Source organism: Jejuia sp. G7-7 (assembly GCF_055808955.1).
On sequence record NZ_JBVVSZ010000002.1, the window covers coordinates 524,907 to 548,747 of the forward strand.

At 34.2% G+C, this 23,841-nt stretch carries 19 protein-coding genes and 1 pseudogene; 14 read left to right on the top strand and 6 right to left on the bottom strand.

The genetic code is table 11. The features are described 5' to 3' along the window. The first annotated feature begins 47 nt into the window (after window positions 1–47). The 10 genes and pseudogenes from AC0L5U_RS12570 (at window position 48) to polA (ending at window position 13,862) form a co-directional block, all read left to right on the top strand. Window positions 48–1,838, top strand: a complete 1,791-nt coding sequence (locus AC0L5U_RS12570; protein ID WP_473416749.1) for a tetratricopeptide repeat-containing sensor histidine kinase — start codon at window positions 48–50, stop codon at window positions 1,836–1,838. Window positions 1,839–1,939: 101 nt separating this feature from the next. After that, window positions 1,940–2,629, top strand: a complete 690-nt coding sequence (locus AC0L5U_RS12575; protein ID WP_473416750.1) for a LytR/AlgR family response regulator transcription factor — start codon at window positions 1,940–1,942, stop codon at window positions 2,627–2,629. A 178-nt stretch (window positions 2,630–2,807) separates the two neighbouring features. Further along, the gene (locus AC0L5U_RS12580) at window positions 2,808–4,802 is read left to right on the top strand and encodes an FG-GAP repeat protein (RefSeq protein ID WP_473416751.1); all 1,995 of its coding nucleotides are present in this window, start codon (window positions 2,808–2,810) and stop codon (window positions 4,800–4,802) included. A gap of 1 nt (window position 4,803) precedes the next feature. Then, window positions 4,804–5,061 carry a hypothetical protein gene (locus AC0L5U_RS12585; RefSeq protein ID WP_473416752.1) on the top strand — a complete coding sequence of 86 codons (258 nt, stop codon included), beginning with the start codon at window positions 4,804–4,806 and terminating at the stop codon, window positions 5,059–5,061. A 30-nt stretch (window positions 5,062–5,091) separates the two neighbouring features. Then, on the top strand, window positions 5,092–7,233 hold the full coding sequence (locus AC0L5U_RS12590; RefSeq protein WP_473416753.1) for a hypothetical protein: 2,142 nt from the start codon (window positions 5,092–5,094) through the stop codon (window positions 7,231–7,233). Continuing rightward, window positions 7,230–7,556: a tail fiber domain-containing protein gene (locus tag AC0L5U_RS12595; protein WP_473416754.1), complete on the top strand. Its 327-nt coding sequence runs from the start codon at window positions 7,230–7,232 to the stop codon at window positions 7,554–7,556. The genes AC0L5U_RS12590 and AC0L5U_RS12595 overlap by 4 nt, the downstream gene beginning before the upstream one ends. A gap of 18 nt (window positions 7,557–7,574) precedes the next feature. Then, window positions 7,575–8,990 (top strand): hypothetical protein, encoded by a 1,416-nt coding sequence (locus AC0L5U_RS12600; protein ID WP_473416756.1) that lies wholly within the window; start codon window positions 7,575–7,577, stop codon window positions 8,988–8,990. A 27-nt stretch (window positions 8,991–9,017) separates the two neighbouring features. Next, window positions 9,018–10,028 carry a hemagglutinin protein gene (locus AC0L5U_RS12605; RefSeq protein WP_473416757.1) on the top strand — a complete coding sequence of 337 codons (1,011 nt, stop codon included), beginning with the start codon at window positions 9,018–9,020 and terminating at the stop codon, window positions 10,026–10,028. Window positions 10,029–10,049: 21 nt separating this feature from the next. Next, the gene (locus AC0L5U_RS12610) at window positions 10,050–10,862 is read left to right on the top strand and encodes a T9SS type A sorting domain-containing protein (protein WP_473416758.1); all 813 of its coding nucleotides are present in this window, start codon (window positions 10,050–10,052) and stop codon (window positions 10,860–10,862) included. 134 nt (window positions 10,863–10,996) lie between these two features. Then, window positions 10,997–13,862 (top strand): annotated as a pseudogene (polA, locus tag AC0L5U_RS12615) (DNA polymerase I). 3 nt (window positions 13,863–13,865) lie between these two features. On the opposite strand, the gene AC0L5U_RS12620 reads toward polA, so the two are convergent. From AC0L5U_RS12620 to AC0L5U_RS12630, 3 genes are all read right to left on the bottom strand, one after another. Beyond that, complete coding sequence (locus AC0L5U_RS12620; protein ID WP_473416759.1) at window positions 13,866–15,818, bottom strand: YgiQ family radical SAM protein; 1,953 nt, start codon at window positions 15,816–15,818, stop codon at window positions 13,866–13,868. A gap of 80 nt (window positions 15,819–15,898) precedes the next feature. After that, window positions 15,899–16,309 (bottom strand): hypothetical protein, encoded by a 411-nt coding sequence (locus AC0L5U_RS12625; RefSeq protein ID WP_473416761.1) that lies wholly within the window; start codon window positions 16,307–16,309, stop codon window positions 15,899–15,901. A gap of 12 nt (window positions 16,310–16,321) precedes the next feature. After that, window positions 16,322–16,888, bottom strand: coding sequence for a hypothetical protein (locus AC0L5U_RS12630; protein WP_473416762.1), 567 nt, complete (start codon window positions 16,886–16,888; stop codon window positions 16,322–16,324). Window positions 16,889–17,318: 430 nt separating this feature from the next. Between AC0L5U_RS12630 and AC0L5U_RS12635 the strand changes: the two genes are divergently transcribed. The 4 genes from AC0L5U_RS12635 to AC0L5U_RS12650 all read left to right on the top strand — a co-directional run bounded on the left by AC0L5U_RS12635 (window position 17,319) and on the right by AC0L5U_RS12650 (window position 21,004). Continuing rightward, entirely contained in the window at window positions 17,319–17,534 is a 216-nt protein-coding gene (locus AC0L5U_RS12635) for a hypothetical protein (protein WP_473416763.1), read from the top strand. Window positions 17,535–17,663: 129 nt separating this feature from the next. Then, entirely contained in the window at window positions 17,664–19,586 is a 1,923-nt protein-coding gene (locus AC0L5U_RS12640) for a tetratricopeptide repeat-containing sensor histidine kinase (protein ID WP_473416764.1), read from the top strand. Then, window positions 19,583–20,212, top strand: coding sequence for a response regulator (locus AC0L5U_RS12645; RefSeq protein WP_473416765.1), 630 nt, complete (start codon window positions 19,583–19,585; stop codon window positions 20,210–20,212). Before AC0L5U_RS12640 ends, AC0L5U_RS12645 begins: the two co-directional genes overlap by 4 nt. Before the next feature lie 210 nt (window positions 20,213–20,422). Beyond that, window positions 20,423–21,004: a hypothetical protein gene (locus AC0L5U_RS12650; RefSeq protein ID WP_473416766.1), complete on the top strand. Its 582-nt coding sequence runs from the start codon at window positions 20,423–20,425 to the stop codon at window positions 21,002–21,004. 56 nt (window positions 21,005–21,060) lie between these two features. Here AC0L5U_RS12650 and AC0L5U_RS12655 read toward each other — a convergent pair whose 3' ends face one another. Genes AC0L5U_RS12655 through AC0L5U_RS12665 form a run of 3 tightly spaced genes read right to left on the bottom strand, consistent with a single transcriptional unit; the run spans window position 21,061 to window position 23,782 of the window. Continuing rightward, window positions 21,061–22,296, bottom strand: coding sequence for an NAD(P)/FAD-dependent oxidoreductase (locus tag AC0L5U_RS12655; RefSeq protein WP_473416767.1), 1,236 nt, complete (start codon window positions 22,294–22,296; stop codon window positions 21,061–21,063). Window positions 22,297–22,308: 12 nt separating this feature from the next. Then, window positions 22,309–22,617, bottom strand: coding sequence for a 2Fe-2S iron-sulfur cluster-binding protein (locus tag AC0L5U_RS12660; protein WP_473416768.1), 309 nt, complete (start codon window positions 22,615–22,617; stop codon window positions 22,309–22,311). A 7-nt stretch (window positions 22,618–22,624) separates the two neighbouring features. After that, on the bottom strand, window positions 22,625–23,782 hold the full coding sequence (locus tag AC0L5U_RS12665) for a cytochrome P450 (protein WP_473416770.1): 1,158 nt from the start codon (window positions 23,780–23,782) through the stop codon (window positions 22,625–22,627). Window positions 23,783–23,841 lie beyond the last annotated feature (59 nt).

Here is a 23,841-nt window from a genome sequence, read left to right on the forward strand (position 1 = left end):
ATTATAAAAATCACTATTTTAGCAATACAACGTAAAACATTGCTATTTTGAAATATCTTCTCATAAGTTATTTAATTCTACTAACTAGCTTTTTAAGTTTCTCTCAAGACAATTTGGTTTTAGATAGTCTAAAAACTATTGAGAACAATCAAAACAAACTGGATTATTTAGCAACTGTAATTCCATCACAATTATACGCCAATCCAGACTATGCCATAGTATACACTAAGCTATATGATTCTATTTCAAAAAAAACACCTACTCCTTTAAACACTATTAATGCTTTAAACTTTAATGGTATGATAAATTATGTAACGCATAATTACGAACAGGCTATACCTTTCTATTTAAGCGCTATTAAGTTGTTAGAAAAAGAGACACCAAACAAAAAACTATCTAGAGTATACAATAATCTTGCAGCGTGTTACAACATTAGAGACGATTTTAAAAATACAGAAAAATACTTTTTAAAAGCTAAAGGCATAGCTTCAAAAATTAACGACCAACCTTGGGTAGCCAATGTAAACAATAATCTTTCGATATTATATATGAATAATGAGCAGTTCTTAAAATCTGAAGCTTGTTTAAATGATGCTATTTCCTACTACAAAACCATAAACGATTCAATAAGCTTAGGCATAAGCTACATGAATTATGGAAACTCAAAGATTTTTAGTAAAAAATATAATGAAGCAATTCCAAAATATACTAATGCTCTCAATTTTATAAAAATAGAGCAAGTGCCTATAGTGCATGCTGTAGCCAATACAGGCATTGGCTTAGCATTAACTAATCAAAAGAAATTTAACAATGCATTCCCCTATTTAGAGAAAGGTATTAAAATAGCAAAAGACGTAAAACACGATGAACAACTCATGGAATCTTACAACGCCATGGCTAATTATTATTCTCAAACCAAGAACTATAAAAATGCTTATGAGCTTTCCTTGGAGTCACAAAAATTAAAAGATTCTGTAATTTCAATAGAGCAAGACCAAAATATGGCTGAAGCACTAACAAAATATGAAGCTGAAAAGAAAGATGCGCAACTACAACTCTTAAAAGTAGAAGGAGAAAAGAATGAACAACAAAAAAGATTGTATCTCATTCTAGCAATTTCTGGTTTGATTATTATAAGTCTGTTGGGCTATTTTGGTTATGAAAACAAGAAAAAAAGCAAATTGCTAGCCACACAAAAACGTATGTTGGAAAACACTTTGGACGAGAAAAATGTATTATTAAAAGAAACTCATCATCGTGTAAAAAACAGTTTTCAAATTGTGTCTTCATTACTTTATCTGCAATCTGAATCTGTTGAAGATAAAGAGGCAAAAGTTGCCATAAAAGAAGCTCAAAACAGGGTGCGCTCCATGGTACTTATCCATCAAAAATTATATAATAAAGAGGAGCTAGTTGGTATTAACACTAAAGAATATTTTAACGATTTGGTTAATGATATTTTTGAAAGCCATCAATTTCAATCGGAATCTATTAACTACCAAGTGGATACTGAATCTGTCGTTTTGGATATTGAAACCATCACTCCTATTGGTTTAATTTTGAATGAACTTATTGTGAATACACTAAAACATGCTTTTAAAAACATTGATAAATCTAGTAAACTATGGGTTAAGTTTGAGCATAAAAACGATGAACTGATACTTAAAGTAAAAGACAATGGTGTTGGTTTTGAAGGCAATATTAAAAGTACATCCTTTGGTATTACTCTAATGAAAGCACTTTCTAAAAAACTAAAAGCCACTTTAAATTACAACTCTAAGAAAAACGAAGGCACAGAGGCGATTTTAAATATTAAAAAGTTCACTATTTTATCCTAAATGAGATTAGAAGAATTTGCTTCACTAAAAAAAAGTAGGCTTTCACTAAATTTTTATGCCAAAAGCACTACCTTAATGTAGTTTTCTTAAAAACTTAATCTTTGAAAGCAAAAAGCATCTATATTGTTGAAGATGAACCTTTAATTGTATCTACAATTGAAATCGCATTACTTAAACAAGGGTTCCAAGTGGTAGGTGATGCCGAAGATGCTATTACTGCCTTAAAAGACATTACAACCCTAAAACCAGATTTGATTCTTATTGACATCCAATTGGAAGGCTCAAGAGACGGTGTTGATTTAGCTCTAGAGTTAGACAAACACCAGCAACCCTATATATTTCTAACCTCACAAACCGACCCCGAAACCATCGACCGTGTGAAGCAAACCAATCCATTAGGATATATTGTAAAGCCTTTTACAGAACATAGTTTGCGAAGCAATATAGAATTGGCATGGCATAACTACGAATCTCAAAACGTCCATTTTATAACTTTAAAATCTGAAGGGCGCACCTATAAAATCAATCAAAACTGCATCCTTTATTTAAAAGCTTTTGATAATTATTGCTACGTATATACAACTACACGTTCTCATTTAGTACCACATACTCTAAAATATATGGTACAACAACTTAATAAAGACATGTTTACTCAAACACATCGTTCGTATTGGGTAAATTTAAATCATGTTGAAGCTATAGAAAGTAATAAACTGTTTCTTAAAACAGAACCTATTCCGTTAAGTGCTTCCCAAAAGGCTTTAGTCATGAACAAGCTAAAAAACCTATAATTAAGTTTACTTGCATTCACTAAAAAAAATTTAGTCTTCACTAAATAAAAGCACCCATTCTTTAGTACAATGGCTAATTTCACTTAGCTATTAATCAGTCTTTCATAAATAATTATAGGGTTGTTTTTTTGTAATAAGCCTCTATTTATCTCAAAATAAGACTTCAAAAATTAACATCATGAAATTAAAATTACTTATTGCCATATTGGTAATGTGTTGTTTTGTGGACGCTTATTCCCAAAGCTCAAGCATCAATTATAAAGCCCTAATAAAAGATAATTCAGGTAATGTGGTTGCTAACCAAACAGTAACCGTACAACTAACCATTTTGGAAGACGCTACTTCTGTATATCAAGAAACTCACACTCCAACTACAAGTGCTAACGGTATTGTTGTTTTAAATATAGGAGAAGGCTCAGTAGATAGTGGTAATTATGCAACTATTAATTGGGGTGCTGATGACCATTTTCTAAATGTGAAAACAGATATTGGTTCTGGTTTAGTTGATTTGGGTACTACTCAATTTTTATCTGTGCCATATGCAAACTTTGCTGAGGACACTCGTAAAGGAACACTTAACGACAGCTATAATAAAGGTGGTAATGGTTTGGGAAGAGTAATCAATGCAACAGATGGAAAAGTGGAAATAACTGGAGACGGCCTTGAAATAATAACGGCAAGTGATGACACCGTTCTTTTCGTTGATGGTCAAAACAACCGTGTGGGAATAGGTACAGATAATCCAAAAGGAGTATTAGACATTTCTAGTAATTATATGGGTGCTGTAATGCCTCGAGTCTCTGATTTAAGTAGCGTGACAGACGGCGATGGAAACCCACCAGTAGATGGTACGTTGGTTTTTGATACATCAAATAAACGTTTTTGCATTTTTACAGATGGAGACTGGCTATGTTTAGGTCTAGATAAAATGGGGAATACAACAACATTTAATACGTCTTTAAGCGACTATGAAGTACAGGAACAATCTTATTTCAAGGCATCCAATACAGCATTCAATAATTTTTTCGGAATGTCTTTAGATATAAGTGGCGATGGATTAACTATGGCGGTAGGTGCCCCAAAAGAAGGAAGTATAGCTACAACTATTAATGGTGATGAATCTCGAACAAGTAGTAATCGTGGAGCCGTTTATGTTTTTCATTATGATGGTACCCAATGGCAGCAGGAAGCATATATAAAGCCTTCTACTCTTTACTTTAGTTTTGGGATGAGCGTATCCTTATCGCTTGACGGGAACACACTAGCTGTAGGTCGCGATGATGAAGCCTTTATATACAGAAGAACCTCTGGAATCTGGACTGAGCAACAACAAATTGTATATCCTGAACCATTCTGGGGGAAATTTGGAGCAAATTTAGATTTAAGTGATGATGGGAATACAATAGCTATAAGTGCTATAGCAAATACGAGCATAGAAACTGGTGTAGGCGCAAATCCAGCACATTCAACTGGATTTATAAGGTACTATGGAGGCGTTTATATATATGTATTTAATGGTACAACTTGGGAAGTAGAAGAATTTTTTAAACCAAATGTAATTGACGATAACATTACAGATTCATTTGGATTTAAAGTAGCATTGAGCGGTGATGCCACAGTATTGGCTGTAAGTGCTCCTTTAGAAGACAGTAATGCAACAGGATTGAATGGCGATGAAAGTAATAATGATAGCCCAAACTCTGGAGCAGTATATGTGTATAGAAAAAACGGGGGCACTTGGCAATTTGACACGTTTATAAAAGCTTCAAATGCAGATGCTGGAGACAGGTTTGGCTATGCGCTTGCCATAAGTTCAGATGGCCATACCATTGCTGTTGGAGCACCAAATGAATCTGGTGGTTTTCCAGGAATAAATACAACTGATGGTACCAATAATTATAAATCATCTTCTGGAGCTGTTTATATTTTTAACGACAGTACTGATTCATGGGTACAGGATGCATATATTAAAAATACCATTATTGATAATAATGATTTATTTGGCTATTCTTCAATAGCTATCAATACTGATGGTTCTAAATTAGTGGTTGGAGCCCACGGAGAAGATAGTTTAGCCTCTGGTGTTTCAAATACTGCAAGCGCCAACAATGAATTTAGTGTTTCTGGTGCTGCATTTGTATTTCAAAAATCAAGGTGTTTGGTCTCAAACTAAAATGCTAAAAGCAACAAATCCAAAACCAGGCGATCAATTAACTCAAGCGGAAAACACGGTTTCTGCTGTAATACCTGGACAAAGTGGTTTATCATCTATTCAACACAACAGCAATAATATTGCAATAAGTGCAAATGGTGGCACTATCATAGTGGGTAGTTTATTTGAAGACAGCAATGCAACAGGCATCCAAGGAAATCAAAATGATACTTCAGCCAATAATGCTGGAGCCGTTTATTTATACAAGAAAGTAAATTAAACATCTATCATCAATAAAATTTTCACTAAAATGAAAACAATTTTACTTACAGTTTCGGCAATACTATTTTCAGCATTACTAGTTGCTCAAAATGGTATTAACTACAAAGCTCTCATTAAAGATAGCAACGGCAATGTGATTGCTAACCAAACTGTAACCGTACAACTAACCATTTTAGAAGATGTTACTTCAGTATATCAAGAAACGCATACACCAACTACTGATGCTAATGGTATTGTTGTTTTAAATATAGGAGAAGGCTCAGTAGATAGTGGAAACTATTCAACAATTGATTGGGGTACTGATGACCATTTTCTAAATGTGAAGATTAATATAGGATCTAGCTTAGTTGATTTGGGCACGACGCAATTTATGGCTGTGCCTTATGCGCTTTCTGCAGGAAATGTTACTGGTTTGGAAACAATAGATGAAGGTAATGGCAATGGGAGGAGACTGAAAGGACAAAATCCAAACAATTATGGAAATATAGGCAGAGAAGCAATTGATTTAAGTTATTCAAGTACAGCTTCTACCGAAACAGGAGCAACAGGCACATACTCTGTTGCAATGGGAAACGGGACAACTGCGTCTGACACATATTCTATAGCTATGGGGTCCGGCGCAACTGCTTCAGGGTATTATTCCACAGCTATGGGATCTTATACTTTAGCTTCAGAAACTGGAGCTACGGCAATGGGAGAAGGTTCAATTGCATCTGGGTATGTTGCCACAGCCATGGGGTTTTCAACTGCATCTGGTGAAGGCTCAACATCAATGGGGTCTTCAACTGCATCTGGTGACCTTTCTACAGCTATGGGTGATCGTACTTTGGCGGAAACATTATCCTCTACGTCAATTGGTCGCTATAATATTGGAGGCGGTGATCCAGAAAATTGGATAATAACAGATCCTCTTTTTGAAGTTGGAAATGGTGATAATAATACTGAAAGATCCAACGCTTTAACTATATTAAAAAATGGAACTATTACGGCACCAAGTTTTGATTTAGCAGAAATCACAGATGATAAAGCACTTATTACTAAAGAGTATGCAGATACAAATTTAAATAGTTTTGGACTAGAAGTCTTAAACGAAGGCAATGGCAATGGTTGGAGACTGAAAGGACAAAATCCAAACAATTATGGAAATATAGGCAGAGAAGCAATTGATTTAAGTTATTCAAGTACAGCTTCTACCGAAACAGGAGCAACAGGCACATACTCTGTTGCAATGGGAAACGGGACAACTGCGTCTGACACATATTCTGTAGCTATGGGGTCCGGCGCAACTGCTTCAGGGTATTATTCCACAGCTATGGGATCTTATACTTTAGCTTCAGAAACTGGAGCTACGGCAATGGGAGAAGGTTCAATTGCATCTGGGTATGTTGCCACAGCCATGGGGTTTTCAACTGCATCTGGTGAAGGCTCAACATCAATGGGGTCTTCAACTGCATCTGGTGACCTTTCTACAGCTATGGGTGATCGTACTTTGGCGGAAACATTATCCTCTACGTCAATTGGTCGCTATAATATTGGAGGTGGTGATCCAGAAGATTGGATAATAACAGATCCTCTTTTTGAGATTGGTAATGGAGATAATAATAATCGTAATAACGCTCTAACAGTTCTAAAAAACGGTAAAGTAGGTATTGGTGAGCACCAACCCAATGGTTTTTTAGAAGTAAAAGCTGCAAATACTCCATCTCAACCCAATCTTAATTTAATACACGAAGGTCCTACTGGAGCACGTATTAACTTTAGTAACACAGATACCACCAACGGAAACCTTTGGACACTCTATGGAGACACAAATAATACAGATGCTAGTAGCTTTTTTAACTTATATCATCCAAATGCTGGTAATATTATTCAGGTTATAGGAGATGGTGAAGTAGGTGTAAATGGAACTCCAAATACTGAATTTCATGTGTATCATGACACATCAAGTTCGAATTCAGGTTTTAAACTAGAAAACACAGACACTAACACTAATTGGTGGCGCATGTACACCGCTAATAGCACATCGGAGGTTTACTTCTTTACTCTAAAAAACAAGGGACTAGTTCTGTTGGTAATTTCGATAACGTTACAGGTGTGTATTCTTCAACATCAGACAGACGCCTTAAAAAAGATTTTAAACCACTTCCATTCTCATGGCAGAACTTTATGAATTTAGAAACACTAAGCTATCTCTATAATGCCCAAAAAGATGATAAACGCAGTCTTGGATTGATTGCACAAGATGTTAAAGCCATTTATCCTGAATTAGTAAACTACAATACAAAAGATGATGTGTACCATCTCAACTACTCTGGCTTTGGGGTTATTGCTATAAAGGCAATTCAAGAATTAAGAAAAGAGAAAAAAGCAATGGCACTTACCATTGAAAATCAACAACAAAAAATAGATGCACTAGAAGCTTCAATTTCAGAAATCAATGATTTAAAAGAACGTTTAAGTGCTTTAGAAAATAACTATTCACAAACGCCATAACACAAAAAAATATTAATCATGAAAAAATTACTCCTAATCACAAGTTGTTTACTTATTACAATGGTTAGTGCTGCACAAGCACAATTCATTAACTATAAAGCTCTAATTAGAGATGCTTCTGGCAATGTGGTGGCAAACCAATCAGTAACTACTGAATTATCAATATTAAAGGGAGCAACACAAACCCTTCAATACAGAGAGGCTCACACTACAACTACAGATGCCAATGGTTTACTTATTCTTAAAATTGGAGATGGCGCACAAATCAACGGAACTTACAACAGTATTTCTTGGGAAAGTGATGACCATTTTCTAAATGTAAAAATAAATACTGGTTCTGGTTTAGTTGATTTAGGTACAACGCAGTTTATGGCTGTACCTTATGCACTTACAGCAGGTAATATTTCAGGTCTTGAAGTTTTAGATGAAGGTAATGGAAATGGTTGGCGATTAAAAGGGCAAGCACCTAGTAATTATGGAAATATTGGTAAAAATGCTATTGATTTAAGTTATAATAGCGTTGATTCAGCTACAAAAGGAGCAACTGGTTTGAATTCAACAGCTTTGGGTGGATTTAATACTGCTTCTGGAATTTACGCTACTGCAATGGGCAATAACACAGTAGCTTCTGGATATTACTCAACAGCTTTAGGTGCTTCTACAAGAGCCGAAGCTTATGGCTCAACTGCAATTGGTCGATATAATATTGGAGGTGGCACCACAGGTAATATTATTGCAACAGACCCTTTGTTTGAAATTGGTAATGGTACAAGTTCAACTAGAAATAACGCATTAACCATTTTAAAAAACGGTAAGGTTGGTATAGGAGAGCACCAACCCAATGGCTTTTTAGAAGTAAAAGCCGTCAACACACCATCTCAACCCAATCTCAATTTAATTCATGAAGGCATACATGGAGCACGTATCAATTTTACTAATACAGATACAACCAATGGAAACTTATGGACACTTTATGGAGATACTAATGATTCTGATGCTAGCAGCGCTTTTAATATTTTCCATACCAATGCAGGAAATATTGTAAGGGTTAAAGGTGATGGTAAAGTATCTATTAATGGTGATTTAACTGTAACTGGTACAACAAAAATTGGGGCATCTGGTGTAGCAATTTCAGGGCTTACAAAACTAACTGGTGTAACTGATGGCTCTGGAATTACTTACATCAATTACCCTTCTGGTTATAATTGGGAAAACTCTTATGTAGTAAGTGTTAAAATAAGATCGACAGTTGGCGGTGTGGGTGGATTTAGTTGGTATACCTCATTGGGAAATTACAGTTCTGGGGATAACCAATCTGTATACGTTGACCTCAGAGGTGGAGGTAACGGTTCTCAAAACAATATAGTTTTAAAGTCTTCTGATGCTCAATATAATGGTGCTACGTTCTCACTAGTTCTAATGAAAATAGATTAATAAAATAACATTAAAACCCATCAAAAAATGAAAACACAAAATTTAGTTTTAGCTCTATTTTTTATATGTACAGCGAGTTTTAGCCAAAGCATAGAAAATTTTAGTATCGATAGCGGTGGAGCAACTGTAAGCAATGCAACTCTGCAGGTAGTTTATACCATAGGCGAAGTTAACATTGCAGAACGCACCTCTGAAACCGTTTCAGTTTCCGAAGGGTTTATAAATGCCAATTTCAAAATCATTATAGATCCAAAAGTGTTTTTACAAGGCGCACTTTTAAATCCTGCAACAGCAGGTTTAATGAATGATATTTTACGTGAAGAAGGCGTAATACCAACAACTAGCCCGTATTCAGATGGTGTTACCGTTGCGCCAGCAGTATTAAGCATTTCTGGAACAAATGCCATTGTAGATTGGGTTTGGGTAGAATTACGGGCAGCAAATAATAATATCAAACTTATAAACGGAAAATCTGCCTTATTGCAACGTGATGGGGATGTTGTTGGTTTAGATGGCGTTTCAGATTTGATAATGACAGCAGCACCAACCAATTATTATGTGGTTGTAAAACACAGAAACCATTTAGGCGTAATGTCTAACGCAACCATTGCTTTAAACGAAAGCACAGGAACTGTAGTGGATTTCACAACCAATAGTTTTACAACTTTTGGCACCAATGCACAAACCTCATTTGGTATGCCTTCTGGTGTGCTTGCGCTTTGGGCTGGCGATGCTAATGGCGATGGAAGGCTCAACTATCTTGGTGGTTTTTCAGAAAACACATCCATAAGAAGTCAAGTATTTAACGACTCTAACAATTCCGTATTTGGTGCACCTCCAATACCAACATTTCCGTCATTAGGATATAATAATACAGATGTTGATTTAAATAATGTCACAAAATATCTTGGAGGCGGAAGTGATGTACTTCATATAAGAAACAACACGTTAAACAACCCTTCTAACTCAATTTTTGGGGCGCCACCTGTACCAACCTATGTGTTTACACAACAGCTTCCAGAAGGCGCGAACAATTAATTAATAATAAAACCATAAATCATGAAAACAAAATTACTTTTATTCAGTATTGTATATTTAAGTTACTTTACAATACAAGCACAAGACAATTATAGTTTCACATTAATTCAAAACAGCGATTACAATTATTCGGTAGCAGCTATTCCAAATTTTATGGGTAACGTAGCTAACCCTCCAAATTTAGAATCGTTTGGGTTTACCATCATGCTACAAGATGGTGCCTCAATAAGTAATATTACTTTAGGCTTTTTAAGTTTAGATTCAGCAACGGTTATACCTGCGTCAAACCTTGATGCATTTGACCCAGGTTATGATAGATCTGCTACCCTCATTGCGAGCACTTCAGGTGATGCAGATTTACCAGCACATGATGTTAATGATATTATTGTACTAGCAACGTTTGATGTTTTAGGGGCACCTTCAACTGGCGAAATAAGCATTCTAGATAACAATAGTGCATTGGCAACTAGTACAGAAGCTGGAGGTGCACTTAACAGTTATTTTTCAGCAGATCCAACTGGTGGATTTGCTCCTACAGATGTTTATGCTGGACAAACTGGTACTACAAGTTTTTCCTTTGCAACATTAAGTACCAAACAGATTAACGAATTAGAACATAATATTTCTATCTATCCAAATCCAGCGAAGGACTATATTAATATTTCTTCGCCTTTAAAACTTGAAAAAGTAGAATTATTTAATTTGTTAGGTAAGCGTGTATTAGATACAATTAAAATGTCTCATATTAAAATAAATCATATACAAACGGGTGTTTATTTATTAAAAGTATATACTGAAATAGGAATACTCACTAAAAAAATTATGGTTGATTAATAAAACTTTAAATCAACATTAAGGGGAAGTAACAAATGTAAAATTATGTTACTTCCCTTTTTTTATTCATTCCTTTTACCCTATAAAATACCCATAACTTTTTGTAGATTTGATTTTCTTTCAAATCAAACAAAATGTCCGATAATAAACGTGTCTTTTTAGTTGATGCATTTGCATTAATTTTCCGTGGCTATTATGCCTTTATTAAAAACCCAAGAATCAATTCAAAAGGTCTAGACACCTCAGCAATTATGGGGTTTATGAATTCGCTTTTAGATGTTATAAAACGGGAACGCCCAGACCATTTAGCAGTTTGTTTTGATAAAGGCGGAAGTGCAGACCGTGTAGAAATGTACGAAGCTTATAAAGCCAATAGAGATGAAACGCCTGAGGCTATAAGTATTGCTGTTCCTATTATTCAGGATATTTTAAAGGCTATGCATATACCCATTATGGTCAAGGCTGGATATGAAGCAGATGATGTTATTGGTACACTAGCTAAACAAGCCGAAAAAGAAGGTTACAAAACCTTTATGGTAACACCTGATAAAGATTTTGCGCAATTGGTTTCTGAAAATATTTTTATGTATCGCCCTATGTTTGGCGGTGGTTACGAAACTTGGGGCATTCCTGAAGTTCAGAAAAAATTTGAAGTAACAGACCCATTACAAGTCATTGATTTTTTAGGTATGATGGGCGATTCTAGTGATAATATTCCTGGATTACCTGGTGTTGGCGAGAAAACAGCAAAAAAGTTTTTGGCAGCCTATGGCAGTATGGAAGGATTATTGGCTAATACAGACCAACTAAAAGGTAAAATGAAAGAGAAGGTGGAGGCGAATGGCGAATTGGGATTGCTTTCAAAAAAGTTAGCTACTATTATGTTGGATGTTCCTGTAACATTTAATGCAAAAGATTTTGAATTAGACCAACCAGATATTCCTAAAGTTGTTGAGATTTTCCAAGAGTTAGAATTTAGAAGATTAATTGATAATTTCACGAAAACTTTTAGTGTTGAAGGGCAAGCAACAGCTACTGAAACAACGCAATCATCAAACACTAAAGCTGCTGAAGAAAAACCTAAAGCGACTCCAAAAGAGCAAGCTTCGGCTGGTGCTGGTCAGTTTTCTTTATTTGGTGCAGACCCTTCAAATGAAACAGATGCTGAAACAAATTCTGTATCTACGAGAAAAACCGCTGAAACCGCATCGCATTTTTACCAAAGTGTGGCGTCAGGCATGGCAACAAAACTGTTTGTTAAAAATATAATGAGCCAAACGTCTGTGTGTTTTGATACGGAAACTACAGGGTTGAATCCTTTAACTGCGGAATTGGTTGGTATTGCTTTTTCTTGGGAAGTTGGTAAAGGGTTTTACTTATCATTTCCAGAAGATAAAAACGAAGCTCAAGAATTGATTGAGCAATTGCGTCCGTTTTTTGAAAGTGAAACTATTGAAAAAGTTGGCCAGAATTTAAAATATGATATTAAAGTATTGGCTAAATATAATATTGAAGTTAAAGGCAAATTATTTGATACCATGTTAGCGCATTATTTAATCAATCCAGATATGCGTCATAATATGGATGTGTTGGCTGAAACGTACTTAAATTACACCCCAATTTCTATCACAGAATTAATTGGCAAAAAAGGAAAGAATCAGTTATCAATGCGTGAGGTTGCAATAGAAAAACAGACCGAATATGCTGTTGAAGACGCAGATATCACTCTGCAACTCAAAGAACACTTTAAAAATGAATTAGGCGAAGCAAACACTCAAAAATTGTTTGATGACATTGAAATTCCATTACTACGCGTTTTAGCAGCTATGGAATTAGAAGGTATTAATCTAGATAAAGATTTTCTAAATGGGTTATCTGAAGAACTGAATACTGATATTACAAATCTTGAGAAAAGTATTTATGAGGCTGCAGGCGAAGAATTTAATATTGCGTCTCCAAAACAGTTGGGTATAATTCTATTTGAAAAACTAAACTTAGTTGATAAACCTAAAAAAACCAAAACGGGGCAATACAAAACTGGAGAAGATATTTTAAGTTATTTGGCGAAAGATCATGAGATTATTCAGAATATTTTAGATTTTAGAGGTTTATCAAAACTCAAAAGCACTTATGTTGATGCTCTCCTCTCAGGTTGAAGAAACTACAGGACGTGTACATACAGATTATATGCAAACCGTTGCCGCTACAGGACGTTTAAGTAGTAACAATCCTAATTTACAAAATATTCCAATTAGAACTGAACGTGGACGACAAGTGCGCAAAGCGTTTATCCCTAGAAATGAAGATTTCATTTTATTGGCTGCCGATTATTCCCAAATAGAACTCCGTATTATTGCCGCTTTAAGTAAAGAAGAAACAATGATTGAAGCTTTTAAAAATGGAGAAGATATTCATGCGTCTACTGCTTCAAAAGTATTTAATGTTACCATTGATGAAGTAACTCGTGAACAACGAAGCAATGCAAAAACTGTAAACTTCGGTATTATTTATGGTGTTTCTGCCTTCGGATTAAGTAATCAAACTGATTTATCTCGTGGAGAAGCCAAAGAATTGATTGACACCTATTACGAAACTTATCCTAAATTGCGAGCCTACATGAGTGAGCAAGTCGATTTTGCTAGAGATAATGGTTATGTGCAAACCGTTTTAGGTCGTCGTCGTTATTTAAAAGATATCAATTCTAGAAATGCTGTAGTACGTGGGGCTGCAGAACGAAATGCTGTAAACGCCCCCATTCAAGGTAGCGCTGCCGATATTATTAAAATTGCCATGATTAATATTTACAGCAAGCTTCAAGAAGACGATTTTAAAACCAAAATGCTTTTACAAGTGCATGATGAATTGGTGTTTGATGTTTATAAACCAGAATTGGAAACCATCAAAACTTTAGTTAAAACTGAGATGGAAAATGCCTTTAAAATGGACGTGCCTTTAGATGTGGAGTTAGATACTGGTTTGAATTGGTTAGAGGCCCATTAATAATTAACGCCTCTTCTTCTTACTCCTAAACTTAGCTTTATTCTTGCGTTTATTAAAAGGCACCGCATCATCAAAAGTATGTTTCGCATCACCTTTAGGCTTATTTTTACGCCATTTTTCTGTTTTTGCAGGAAGTAACACATCTAGTAAATCTTGTCTACCTAATTTATTCAACGTCTTTTTTATCCACTCTTTATTTTCATCTTTATACCAAAAGAAAAAACGATGTTGTTCATCTTTTTCTTTACGAGTTATAGGCGTGTTTACTTTTTTAAGCGTGTAAGGATGGTAACCACTATAATAAATAACTGTAGCCACCGTCATTGGTGTTGGTGTAAAGCCTTGAACTTGCTCTAACTGGAAACCCATATCTTTAGTTTCGGCAGCAAGATTAGCCATATCTTCTACTTCACAAGCAGGATGGTTCGAAATAAAATACGGAATCAACTGCAACTTCAATCCTTTCTTGATATTAATCTTATCAAAACGCTCCTTAAACTTATGGAAATAACTAAACGACGGTTTACGCATCAACTTTAAAACAGGGTCGCTGGTATGTTCTGGTGCAACTTTAAGTCGACCTGAAACATGCTTTGTCATCACCTCTTCCGTATAATCATCCAATTCTTTCGGGTCTGCGTTTTTGTTAAACTCAGGCACCAACATATCATGACGAATCCCAGAACCAATAAATGATTTTTTTACTTTCGGATGACTATCAACAGCCTGATATAAATCTGTTAACGGCTTATGAGACGTATCTAAGTTACTACAAATTACAGGCGAAATACAACTAGGTGCCACACACTTATCACAGATAGACTGCACCTTCCCTTTCATTTTGTACATATTCGCACTTGGACCACCAATATCAGATAAATACCCTTTAAAGTCTGGCATATTTGCTACTTTATCTACCTCTCGCAACACCGATTCCTGGCTCCGTGACGCAATAAACTTACCTTGGTGTGCAGAAATAGTACAGAAACTACAGCCACCAAAACACCCACGGTGGATATTAATAGAAAACTTAATCATTTCAAACGCAGGTATCGGTCCGCGCTTGTTATATTTTGGATGCGGTAAACGTGTATAAGGCAACTCAAAAGAGGCATCAATTTCATCCTCCGTCATTGTGGGGTAAGGCGGATTAATCATCAAAGTCTTATCTCCTACCTTCTGAAAAATTCTACGAGCAGCCAATTTATTACTCTCCTGCTCGATAATTTTAAAATTAGAAGCGTATTTCTTTTTATCCCTTAAACACATCTCATGCGATGCAATTTCAACATCCTCCCAATTACTATTCTTCGGAATTCTGGCTTCAGCATCCAATAAAACAGCCGTTTGTTTAATAGTCGTAATGCTAGAAAACGGCACCCCTTTTTGCATTAAACGCACCACTTCTCGCAGAGGTTGCTCGCCCATTCCATACACCAGCATATCCGCTTTAGAGCTTTCCAAAATAGTAGGCATCAAACCATCGCTCCAATAATCATAATGTGTTACACGACGTAAAGACGCTTCTATACCTCCCAATAGAACAGGTACATCTGGCCACTTTTCTTTTAAAATCTTTGAATAAACGGTAGTTGCATAATCTGGTCTAAAACCAATATCACCATTTGGTGTATACGCATCCTTATCACGGCGTTTTTTATTCGCGTTATAATTGCTAATCATAGGGTCCATACAGCCACCAGTAACCCCAAAAAACAATTTCGGAGCTCCCAATTTTACAAAATCCTGAAGATTATCATTTACATTAGGTTGCGGCACAATTGCCACTCGTAAACCAAAACTTTCTAATAAGCGCCCTATTACAGCAGGTCCAAACGTTGGATGGTCCACATAAGCATCACCACTAAACAGAATAACATCTAGGGTATCCCAACCGCGTATTTTCACCTCTTTATTTGTGGTAGGCAACCAATCTGAAAGTTTTAATTCTTGCATAGCGCTGCAAAAATAAGCAAAAATCAATGTTTATTGCTATAAACCTCAAATTCAGATGAATTCTATCAAACTTCGAGTTTTTAAAATGGTGACCACAAAATCTTATCAATAACTGGACACTCAGTATAATACACCCTTAATCGATTTTCTTTATCTTTAGAATATTGACTTGTATCAATATTAGCAAAAGCCAAAGCCGTATTACTATTATCATCTGTATCAAAAGCTGTTACCCCAATGAATTCACCTCTTCTGATAGTGAATTCTAAGGTTTTAGTATTTCCCGAAGCAACATTATAACTGGTTTGAACATTATCTTTATCAATTAAATATGTGAGCGGAAGCGACTTACAAACATCGAAATTATTATTGATAAGTTGTATTTCAAATTTTAATAAATCTCTGCTTTCTGAAAGCACTTCATCTTCATCACATGAAAACAGAAACACACTCAATAAAACGACTAAACATATATTTTTTGTTATTCTCATATCAATACATTTTTAAAAATTATCAATATCAGGCTTAATAGTTACTGTTACACTAATAGAAACATCAGTCGTAAAGCTCACAGGGTTGTCAGACACGGAACCTTCATAGAAAAACCCAATTGTTTTGTTTAGGGAAATAGCAGAATTTACAGGACTAAAATTGCCACTAAGTGTAAACAGAGTGTTATTAAAATCGGCTTCGGTTAAATTAGTTTGAACTGTACTATACCTTTCTTCCCCTTGTCCCACAATAAATACCATTTCCCCTTCAACATTAGCATTTTTATTGCCTGCAACGTTTTTATAGAAATAGCGTACAGAATTGATCTCAATTTTTGTGATTTCATCAGGGCTCCCGATAACTTCTAATACATTAGGGTCTTTTGTAAAATCCCAAAATCCAAATTTAGACTTAAACTCTAAGGCTTCCTCAGGTGATGAAGCGTTTGGAGCATTAATATCAAACTCTGTAATAAATGTAGTTTGTACATCTATTTCCTGTTCTAATAATTCTTCAAGTTCATCACAATTAAACAGGGTACTTAGTAAAATAAGTAATAGAATGTGGTTAGTTTTCATGGTTTTAAATTTTTCGGTTTTAAAACAAAATTATGCTCTGTATGCCATACATCATATACCTAATGTTAGGTATATGAAACATCTTAACACCTCCCTAATTTTGAAATAAATTATCCAATAATCCATTTAATGCTATCTCAACTAAAACATTTCATCTTCTCGATATGCATCTGCTACACCTTCACTTTAGAAGCCCAAAAAGAATTTGAATTAGAGTTTTGTAAAAACGGCATTAGCATCTATTCTAAAATAGATCCCAATAAAAAACACATTACATATAAAGGTGCGCTAACTTTAGATAGTACACTCTTAAAAAAGGTAATCAGTACCTTAACCGACTATAAAAACCATAGTAATTGGGTTTACAACTGTAAAAACTCCAAGCTTCTGAAAAAAGAGTCGTCTACCTCATATTTATACCAAACCTGTCATGCTACATGGCCTTTTAAAAACAGGGATTATGTGCTTCGTTTGGAAAAAAATTGTTGATAAAAATACAATTAAAGTAAATTTTACCGCTATAGATAATTATGTGTCTGACAAAAAAGAATTTGTGAGAATAGATGAATTCAATGGCTATTGGGAGATAGAAAAAAACACTCTAAAATCATTATCACTATGTATGGCAACTTCAACCCAAAAATGAATTTACCGCAAACTATTATGAAAAAATACGCTAGAAAAATCCCGTTTAATACCTTAAGTAATTTAAAGCAAGCTTTAGTTGCCACAAAATAAATGCCTATATTTAATTTACACCTTTTCTAATTATAACATGAGACTAATACTAATTATATGTTTATTTTCAACTTCTTTATTATGGTCTCAAAATAAAAAAGTAGACAGTTTAAAATCTGTTTTAGAGGTTACTTCCAGCCCTCATAAAAAAGCAATATTAAATTTGAAATTGGCAGAATTGCACGAACGTATCGACTTAGTTAAAGGGAAAAACTACGCCTATAAGGCCTTTAATTATAAAGAAAATGATACTTTACTCGCTCAAACTGCCAACCAAATAGGCAGATTTCATTTTTTTACTGGACAATTAGATTCTGCAACAATTTATTTTAAAAACGCTTCTAGTATTTATTCGAAATTAAAAGATGAAAAACGTACAGCTATTATAAAAATTAGCCTCGGCGCTATACAATTAAGACAAGGAGACTACAATAGCACTATTAAAACATTAACCGAAAGTGCTGCTTATTTTGAAAAATCTGCCGATAATCTTAATGCGGCAAAATGTTATTTAAATATCGCGAGTTCTTTTGCAGAATTAGATCTTTACAACAAGGCCATTGAATACAGCCTAAAAGCCAATACTATCTTTGAAGATTTAAACGCTACCCCATTGCAACTAATCGCTCTACCTAATCTTGCAACACAATATTATAAAAATGGAGATACTTTAAATGCATTGACCTATAATACTAAAGCAGAAAATTTAGCTTTAAAGTCAAACGACAAACGCTCTCTTTCAATAATTTACAATAACCTAGGAGATTTATATCTAGAAAAAGACACAAAAAAAGCAAGAGCCTATCTTGAAAAAACACTTCAACTTAAAAACGAATTAAATCTTAAATCTGGGATTGAAATTACCCAAAATAACTTAGGCGCCACCTATCTTAAAAGTAAAGAGTATAGTACTGCTATTTCCTATTTTAAAAAAGCCGAAAAACGTATCAAAGGAAAACAATTGGTATCGATTTACAATAATTTATCTGAAGCATATAGTAAAACTGGACAATTACAAAATGCCTTAGAGTATGCTAAAAAGTCTAATGCGTTAAATGACAGCATTTTAAATATTGAAAATCAAAAAGGGTTTCTTGAAATACAAACCAAATACGAGATAGAAAAAAAGGAAAATGAAATTTTAAAATTGAAAGCTGAAAACCTTGAAGTAAACTATAAACGCAAAAAGAATCTATACTTATTTACATGGGCTTTATTGGCGTTATCCTTAGCTATTTTCTCTATTTATTTCTTGCAGAAAAATGCAAAAAGAAAGCGCATAATTATGCAACAGGATTTGAAAATAAAAGAGCAAGACTTTAATCAATCCTTAAAAGCAAAAGAATTGGAAGGCATTGATGATATTTTAGAAGCACAAGAAAAAGAGCGTTCTAAAATGGCTGCTGAATTACATGACAATTTAGGGAGCAAAGTCGCAACCCTAAAACTGTTTTTAGAAAGCTCAGACACTAAAGATGATTTTTCAAAAAATTATGATAAGCTTAAAAATTTAATTGGAGATACCTATAATGAAATACGAAGCATTTCGAAAAATAAAAACTTTGGCGCACAAATTAGTAACGGATTAATTCCCTCTACAAAAGCAATAGCATCTCAAATTTCGGAGACTAAAAAATTAAAAATGGATGTTATAAATATTGATGTTGAAAAACGCATTGAAAACAATATTGAAATACAAATTTTTAGAATTATTCAAGAATTAATTACCAATATTATTAAACATTCTGGAGCATCTGAAGCCACAATTCAGTTTTCTGAGGACGATGATGTATTGAATATCATTGTAGAAGATAACGGTCATGGCTTCAATCTTAACAGTCAAAAATCTGGTATTGGGCTTTCAAATATTGAAAAACGTATTGAAAAAATTAATGGCGAATTTATGATTGATACTGCAAAAGGCAATGGAACTACTGTAATTTTAAATATTCCTTTATGATCATCAAAATTATAATAGCAGACGACCACCAATTGTTTATAGATGGCATAAAATCAATCATTCAGAGTGTATTAAATGTTAACATTATTGGAGAAGCAAACAACGGTTTGGAGGTTTTAAAATTACTTGAAGAAGGTCATAATCCTGATGTAATCATTACAGACATACGTATGCCCATTCTTGATGGTATTGGTTTAACAAAAACCTTAAGTAAAACATATCCAAAAATTAAAGTACTAGCATTAAGTATGTTCGACCAAACCATTGATGTAACCGAAATGCTTGAAGCTGGTGCAAAAGGATATGTTACAAAAAATGTTGATAAAGATGAGCTAGAATTAGCCATTAACACATTAGTGAAAAACGACTATTACTTCAGCAAAAATTTACCTGATGATATTAAAGATTGGTTTAACCAAGAAAGAGATATTCCTAAAACCAAATTAACAAAACGCGAAACTGAAATTTTGCAACTTATAGTAAAAGGCAGAACCTCATTACAAATGGCAAAACAATTAAGCCTGAGTAAATTCACAATTGATACACACCGTAAAAACATTCACAAAAAACTGGGTATTAAAAGCAATACCGGATTGGTTAACTACGCCCTAAAAAATCTTAAATAGGTTATTAAGATATACCTAACGATAGGTATATGAATTCTTATAAGTAAAAGGTAATTTTATATACTAATTATAAATAATCAGTATATAATTTATCCATTCTGAAATAATGACTTTTGAAAAGATAGACTTCTCAAATCTGAGTAATAATTATTATAAGATTTCAAGTTCGGCTGATTTTGACACCGTTTGCAAATGGATGGATAATCGATTTTGGGGACTCCCTTTTTTCATAAAAGCGTTATCATTAAAGTAAAAAAGTATGATACTCTATTAAAAAATGAATTTAATGCTTTAAAATTACCCGAATCAGTTTATAAAACAACTTCAAATCATCTTCTTAAAGATTTGAAAAGTTTAATCCATTTTATTCAACGCGATGAAGGCAGAAAAAGTTTTGGACTCCTTCATTTATCTATAAAATTACCTCAGCATTTATTGTATAAAGAGTTTGAAACACTTAATCAACATAATTTCAATCCGTTGTATAATACCGCTAGATTTTTTGGCTCAAGATTAAGTGTACCAGTAATTTTAGCTATAGCATCAAGAAAAACAGACTCCTATTACGAATCTCTAGCTGTAGGCGTAAAAGGCGTGAGTCGTTATTATAGTATCTTAAACATGAAGTCATCTCAAAATAAACCTGAATATACAGTTCGAGGAAATCTAGAATCTCAAGTGTATATGAAACATGTTAGTTTTCCTTTCAAAAAGCTATTCTCCAAAAACAACTTATTACCTGAAAGCTTTTTTAATAATTATTTGAATAATCATTTAAAACCAGAACGCTAAAAAATAATAAAACGATTATGTGAGTATGTATTTAAATCACCCGCAGAATATAAAAGCTAAATAACTTTCAACTCATTAAGCTTCATTGGCGTTTCAGGATTTACCAATTTAGACTTATCAACTTTTAACCTGTCTTTAATAAATTTTGCCCCAAAAACGTATGCCTTTGCATTATTCACAGCATCGACTGCTAGTAATTCATCATCTTTAAAATACCAAGCTGAAAAACTTTTTCCGTCTGCTTCTTCTCTTTTAATGACTTCCGTATAACCTTCTGAAAGGCCTACCATTTGAAGTTTTACATCATATTGATCACTCCAAAACCAAGGAATAGTATCATAAACAGGCATTTGCCCACAAATTGAAGCTGCCGCAACTTTAGATTGATCTACTGCGTTTTGTACAGATTCTAATCTTACATGTCTATTATAATGTGGATTATGATGGAACGTACAATCGCCAATGGCATAAATATCATGGTCGTTTGTGCGTGCTTGTTCATCAACTAAAATGCCATTTTTAGTGACTATTTTTGAGGCATCGGCGAGTTCTTTATTTACGAAAATGCCAACACCAACAATAATCATATCAGCATCAAATTTAGAACCATCAGCACAAATAACTGTATTTGTTTCTATCAATGTTACATTTTTCCCTTCTAAAATAGCAACACCATTTTCTTGATGTAATTGCCTAAAATATTGAGACATTACAGGTGCTGTAACTCGTTGTAAAATGCGTTCTTCACGTTCTAAAACAGTAACATTTGCACCTAACTTTTTGAGAGATGCCGCGGTTTCCAAACCAATATAACCACCGCCAATAACTACTATTTTTTTATTTGAAAGCGTGTTTATGGTTTGTTTAATACTAATTACATCGGTTGCAGTACGCAATGGAAACAAATTTTTAGCAGTTTTAATTCCTGGAATCGGTGGAATTATAGGGCGTGCTCCTGTAGCAATAACTAATTTGGAGTACTTATGCGTTGTATCATCTTCAAGCGAAATCGTTTTTTCATCTCTATTGATACTTTTAACTTTTACACCTAAATGTAAGCCTATTGCTTCTTTTTCATAGGCTTCGGCAGATTTCAACAAGTTCTTATCTAATCCATTATCGCTAGTTAAATAAGCTTTTGACAAAGGTGGCCTGTGATAAGGTAAATAAGGATCTACATCAAATAATTCAATACTACCTTCCCATCCTTCTCTTCGTAAATTAAAGGCACAATTTACGCCTGCATGACTTGCACCAATAATGATGCAAACCTTGTCTTTGGTTGATTCCATGATTTGAAATTTCTATTTAGCGACCTGAAATACTATCCCATCAAGAGACTCGTCAATTTCTATTTGGCAACCCAAACGGCTGTATTCGTTTGCGTTATCATCCAGTTCTAGCATATCTTGCTCTATATCGCTTGCAGCACCTATTTTCTCAATATCTTCAGGAGAAAGAAATACATGGCATGTTGCACAAGAGCATACACCACCACAATCTCCATCAATTCCTTTTACATTGTTTTCAACAGCTAATGCCATTACTGAACCAGACGTTCCTTCTACTGTAATACGCTCGTCATCGCTTGTTACAAATGTTATTTTTGCCATACCTATTTTATTTGCTATTAAATTTAACTTTTAATGTATCGAAGCCAACTTTACGCTTAAACTCTCCTAATTCTTCTATATTTTCTTTGGCATCTTTTATATCTATTGACCGTACTTTTTTGGTAAGTGCTAAAATGAATATTTTCATGATTTGTCTAGCATGTGTAGCACCCAAACAATTATGATGACTGAAACCAAACCCTACATGCGGATTTATTTTTCGGTCTAAAACCACTTCATTTGCATTTTCAAATACATTTGCGTCGCGATTAGCTGAAGCCCAACAGAGTGAAATTCTAGTATCCACTTTGGCTGAATATTCACAAACTTGAGTATCTTCAGTAACCACGCGTCCCATTTGGGTTAGTGGCGAAAAATAACGAATAAACTCCTCGGTTGCGTTTCCTATAATTTCTGGCTCTTCTCTTAATCTATCTAAAGATTTAGGGTGCTCTGCAAAATACGCAATCATGTTAGTGAGCCCATTTATGACGGTATCTCGTCCGCCTGCAAAGGTTAAAATCATCACACCTTTCACCTCTTCTTTGGTTAATTTTTTTCCGTTTACTTCGGAATTTAATAACATGGTGTACAAGCCTTCGCCAGGGTTTTCAATAGCTTGATCTATACGTGCATCAATATAATCATATAAGATTGCCGCTTTATTGCCATCTAGTGCTGTATCTTCACTTCTAAACACATGTGTGCCCCAAGAAATCCAAGTTTCAGATTCTTCAAATGGGGTATTCAACAATAATGTTAGAGCTCTAGATTGTAGCACTAATGCAAATTCTTCAATGGCGTCTAGATTGTCTTTATCCAAAACATCATCTAATAAACCATTAATTTGATTTGTTAATTTTTCTTGGTATTCAGCTTCCAAAGGTCTTTTAAACCAAGGCTCGACTAAATTTCTAAATTCTTTATGCATTGGTGGATCAACTTCAAAAGGAATTTGTCTTGTGGTTCGAATATTTACCTCAGAAGGAATTACAATTCTTCCAGGCTTAGCGCCAGATTGAAATGTTTTCCAATTATGTGCAGATTTTCTAACATCTTTATGTCTTAAAAGCATTGTTACTGGATCATTTTGATCGTCCATTTCTCCTATACCTTTTTCAATCCTTGCTTTTTCAAACGGATCAGGAAACTTACTGTTTTGCATATGATGTTAATTAACTAGTTGTTTAAACTATTATAGAATGCAAAAATTACAATAAATAT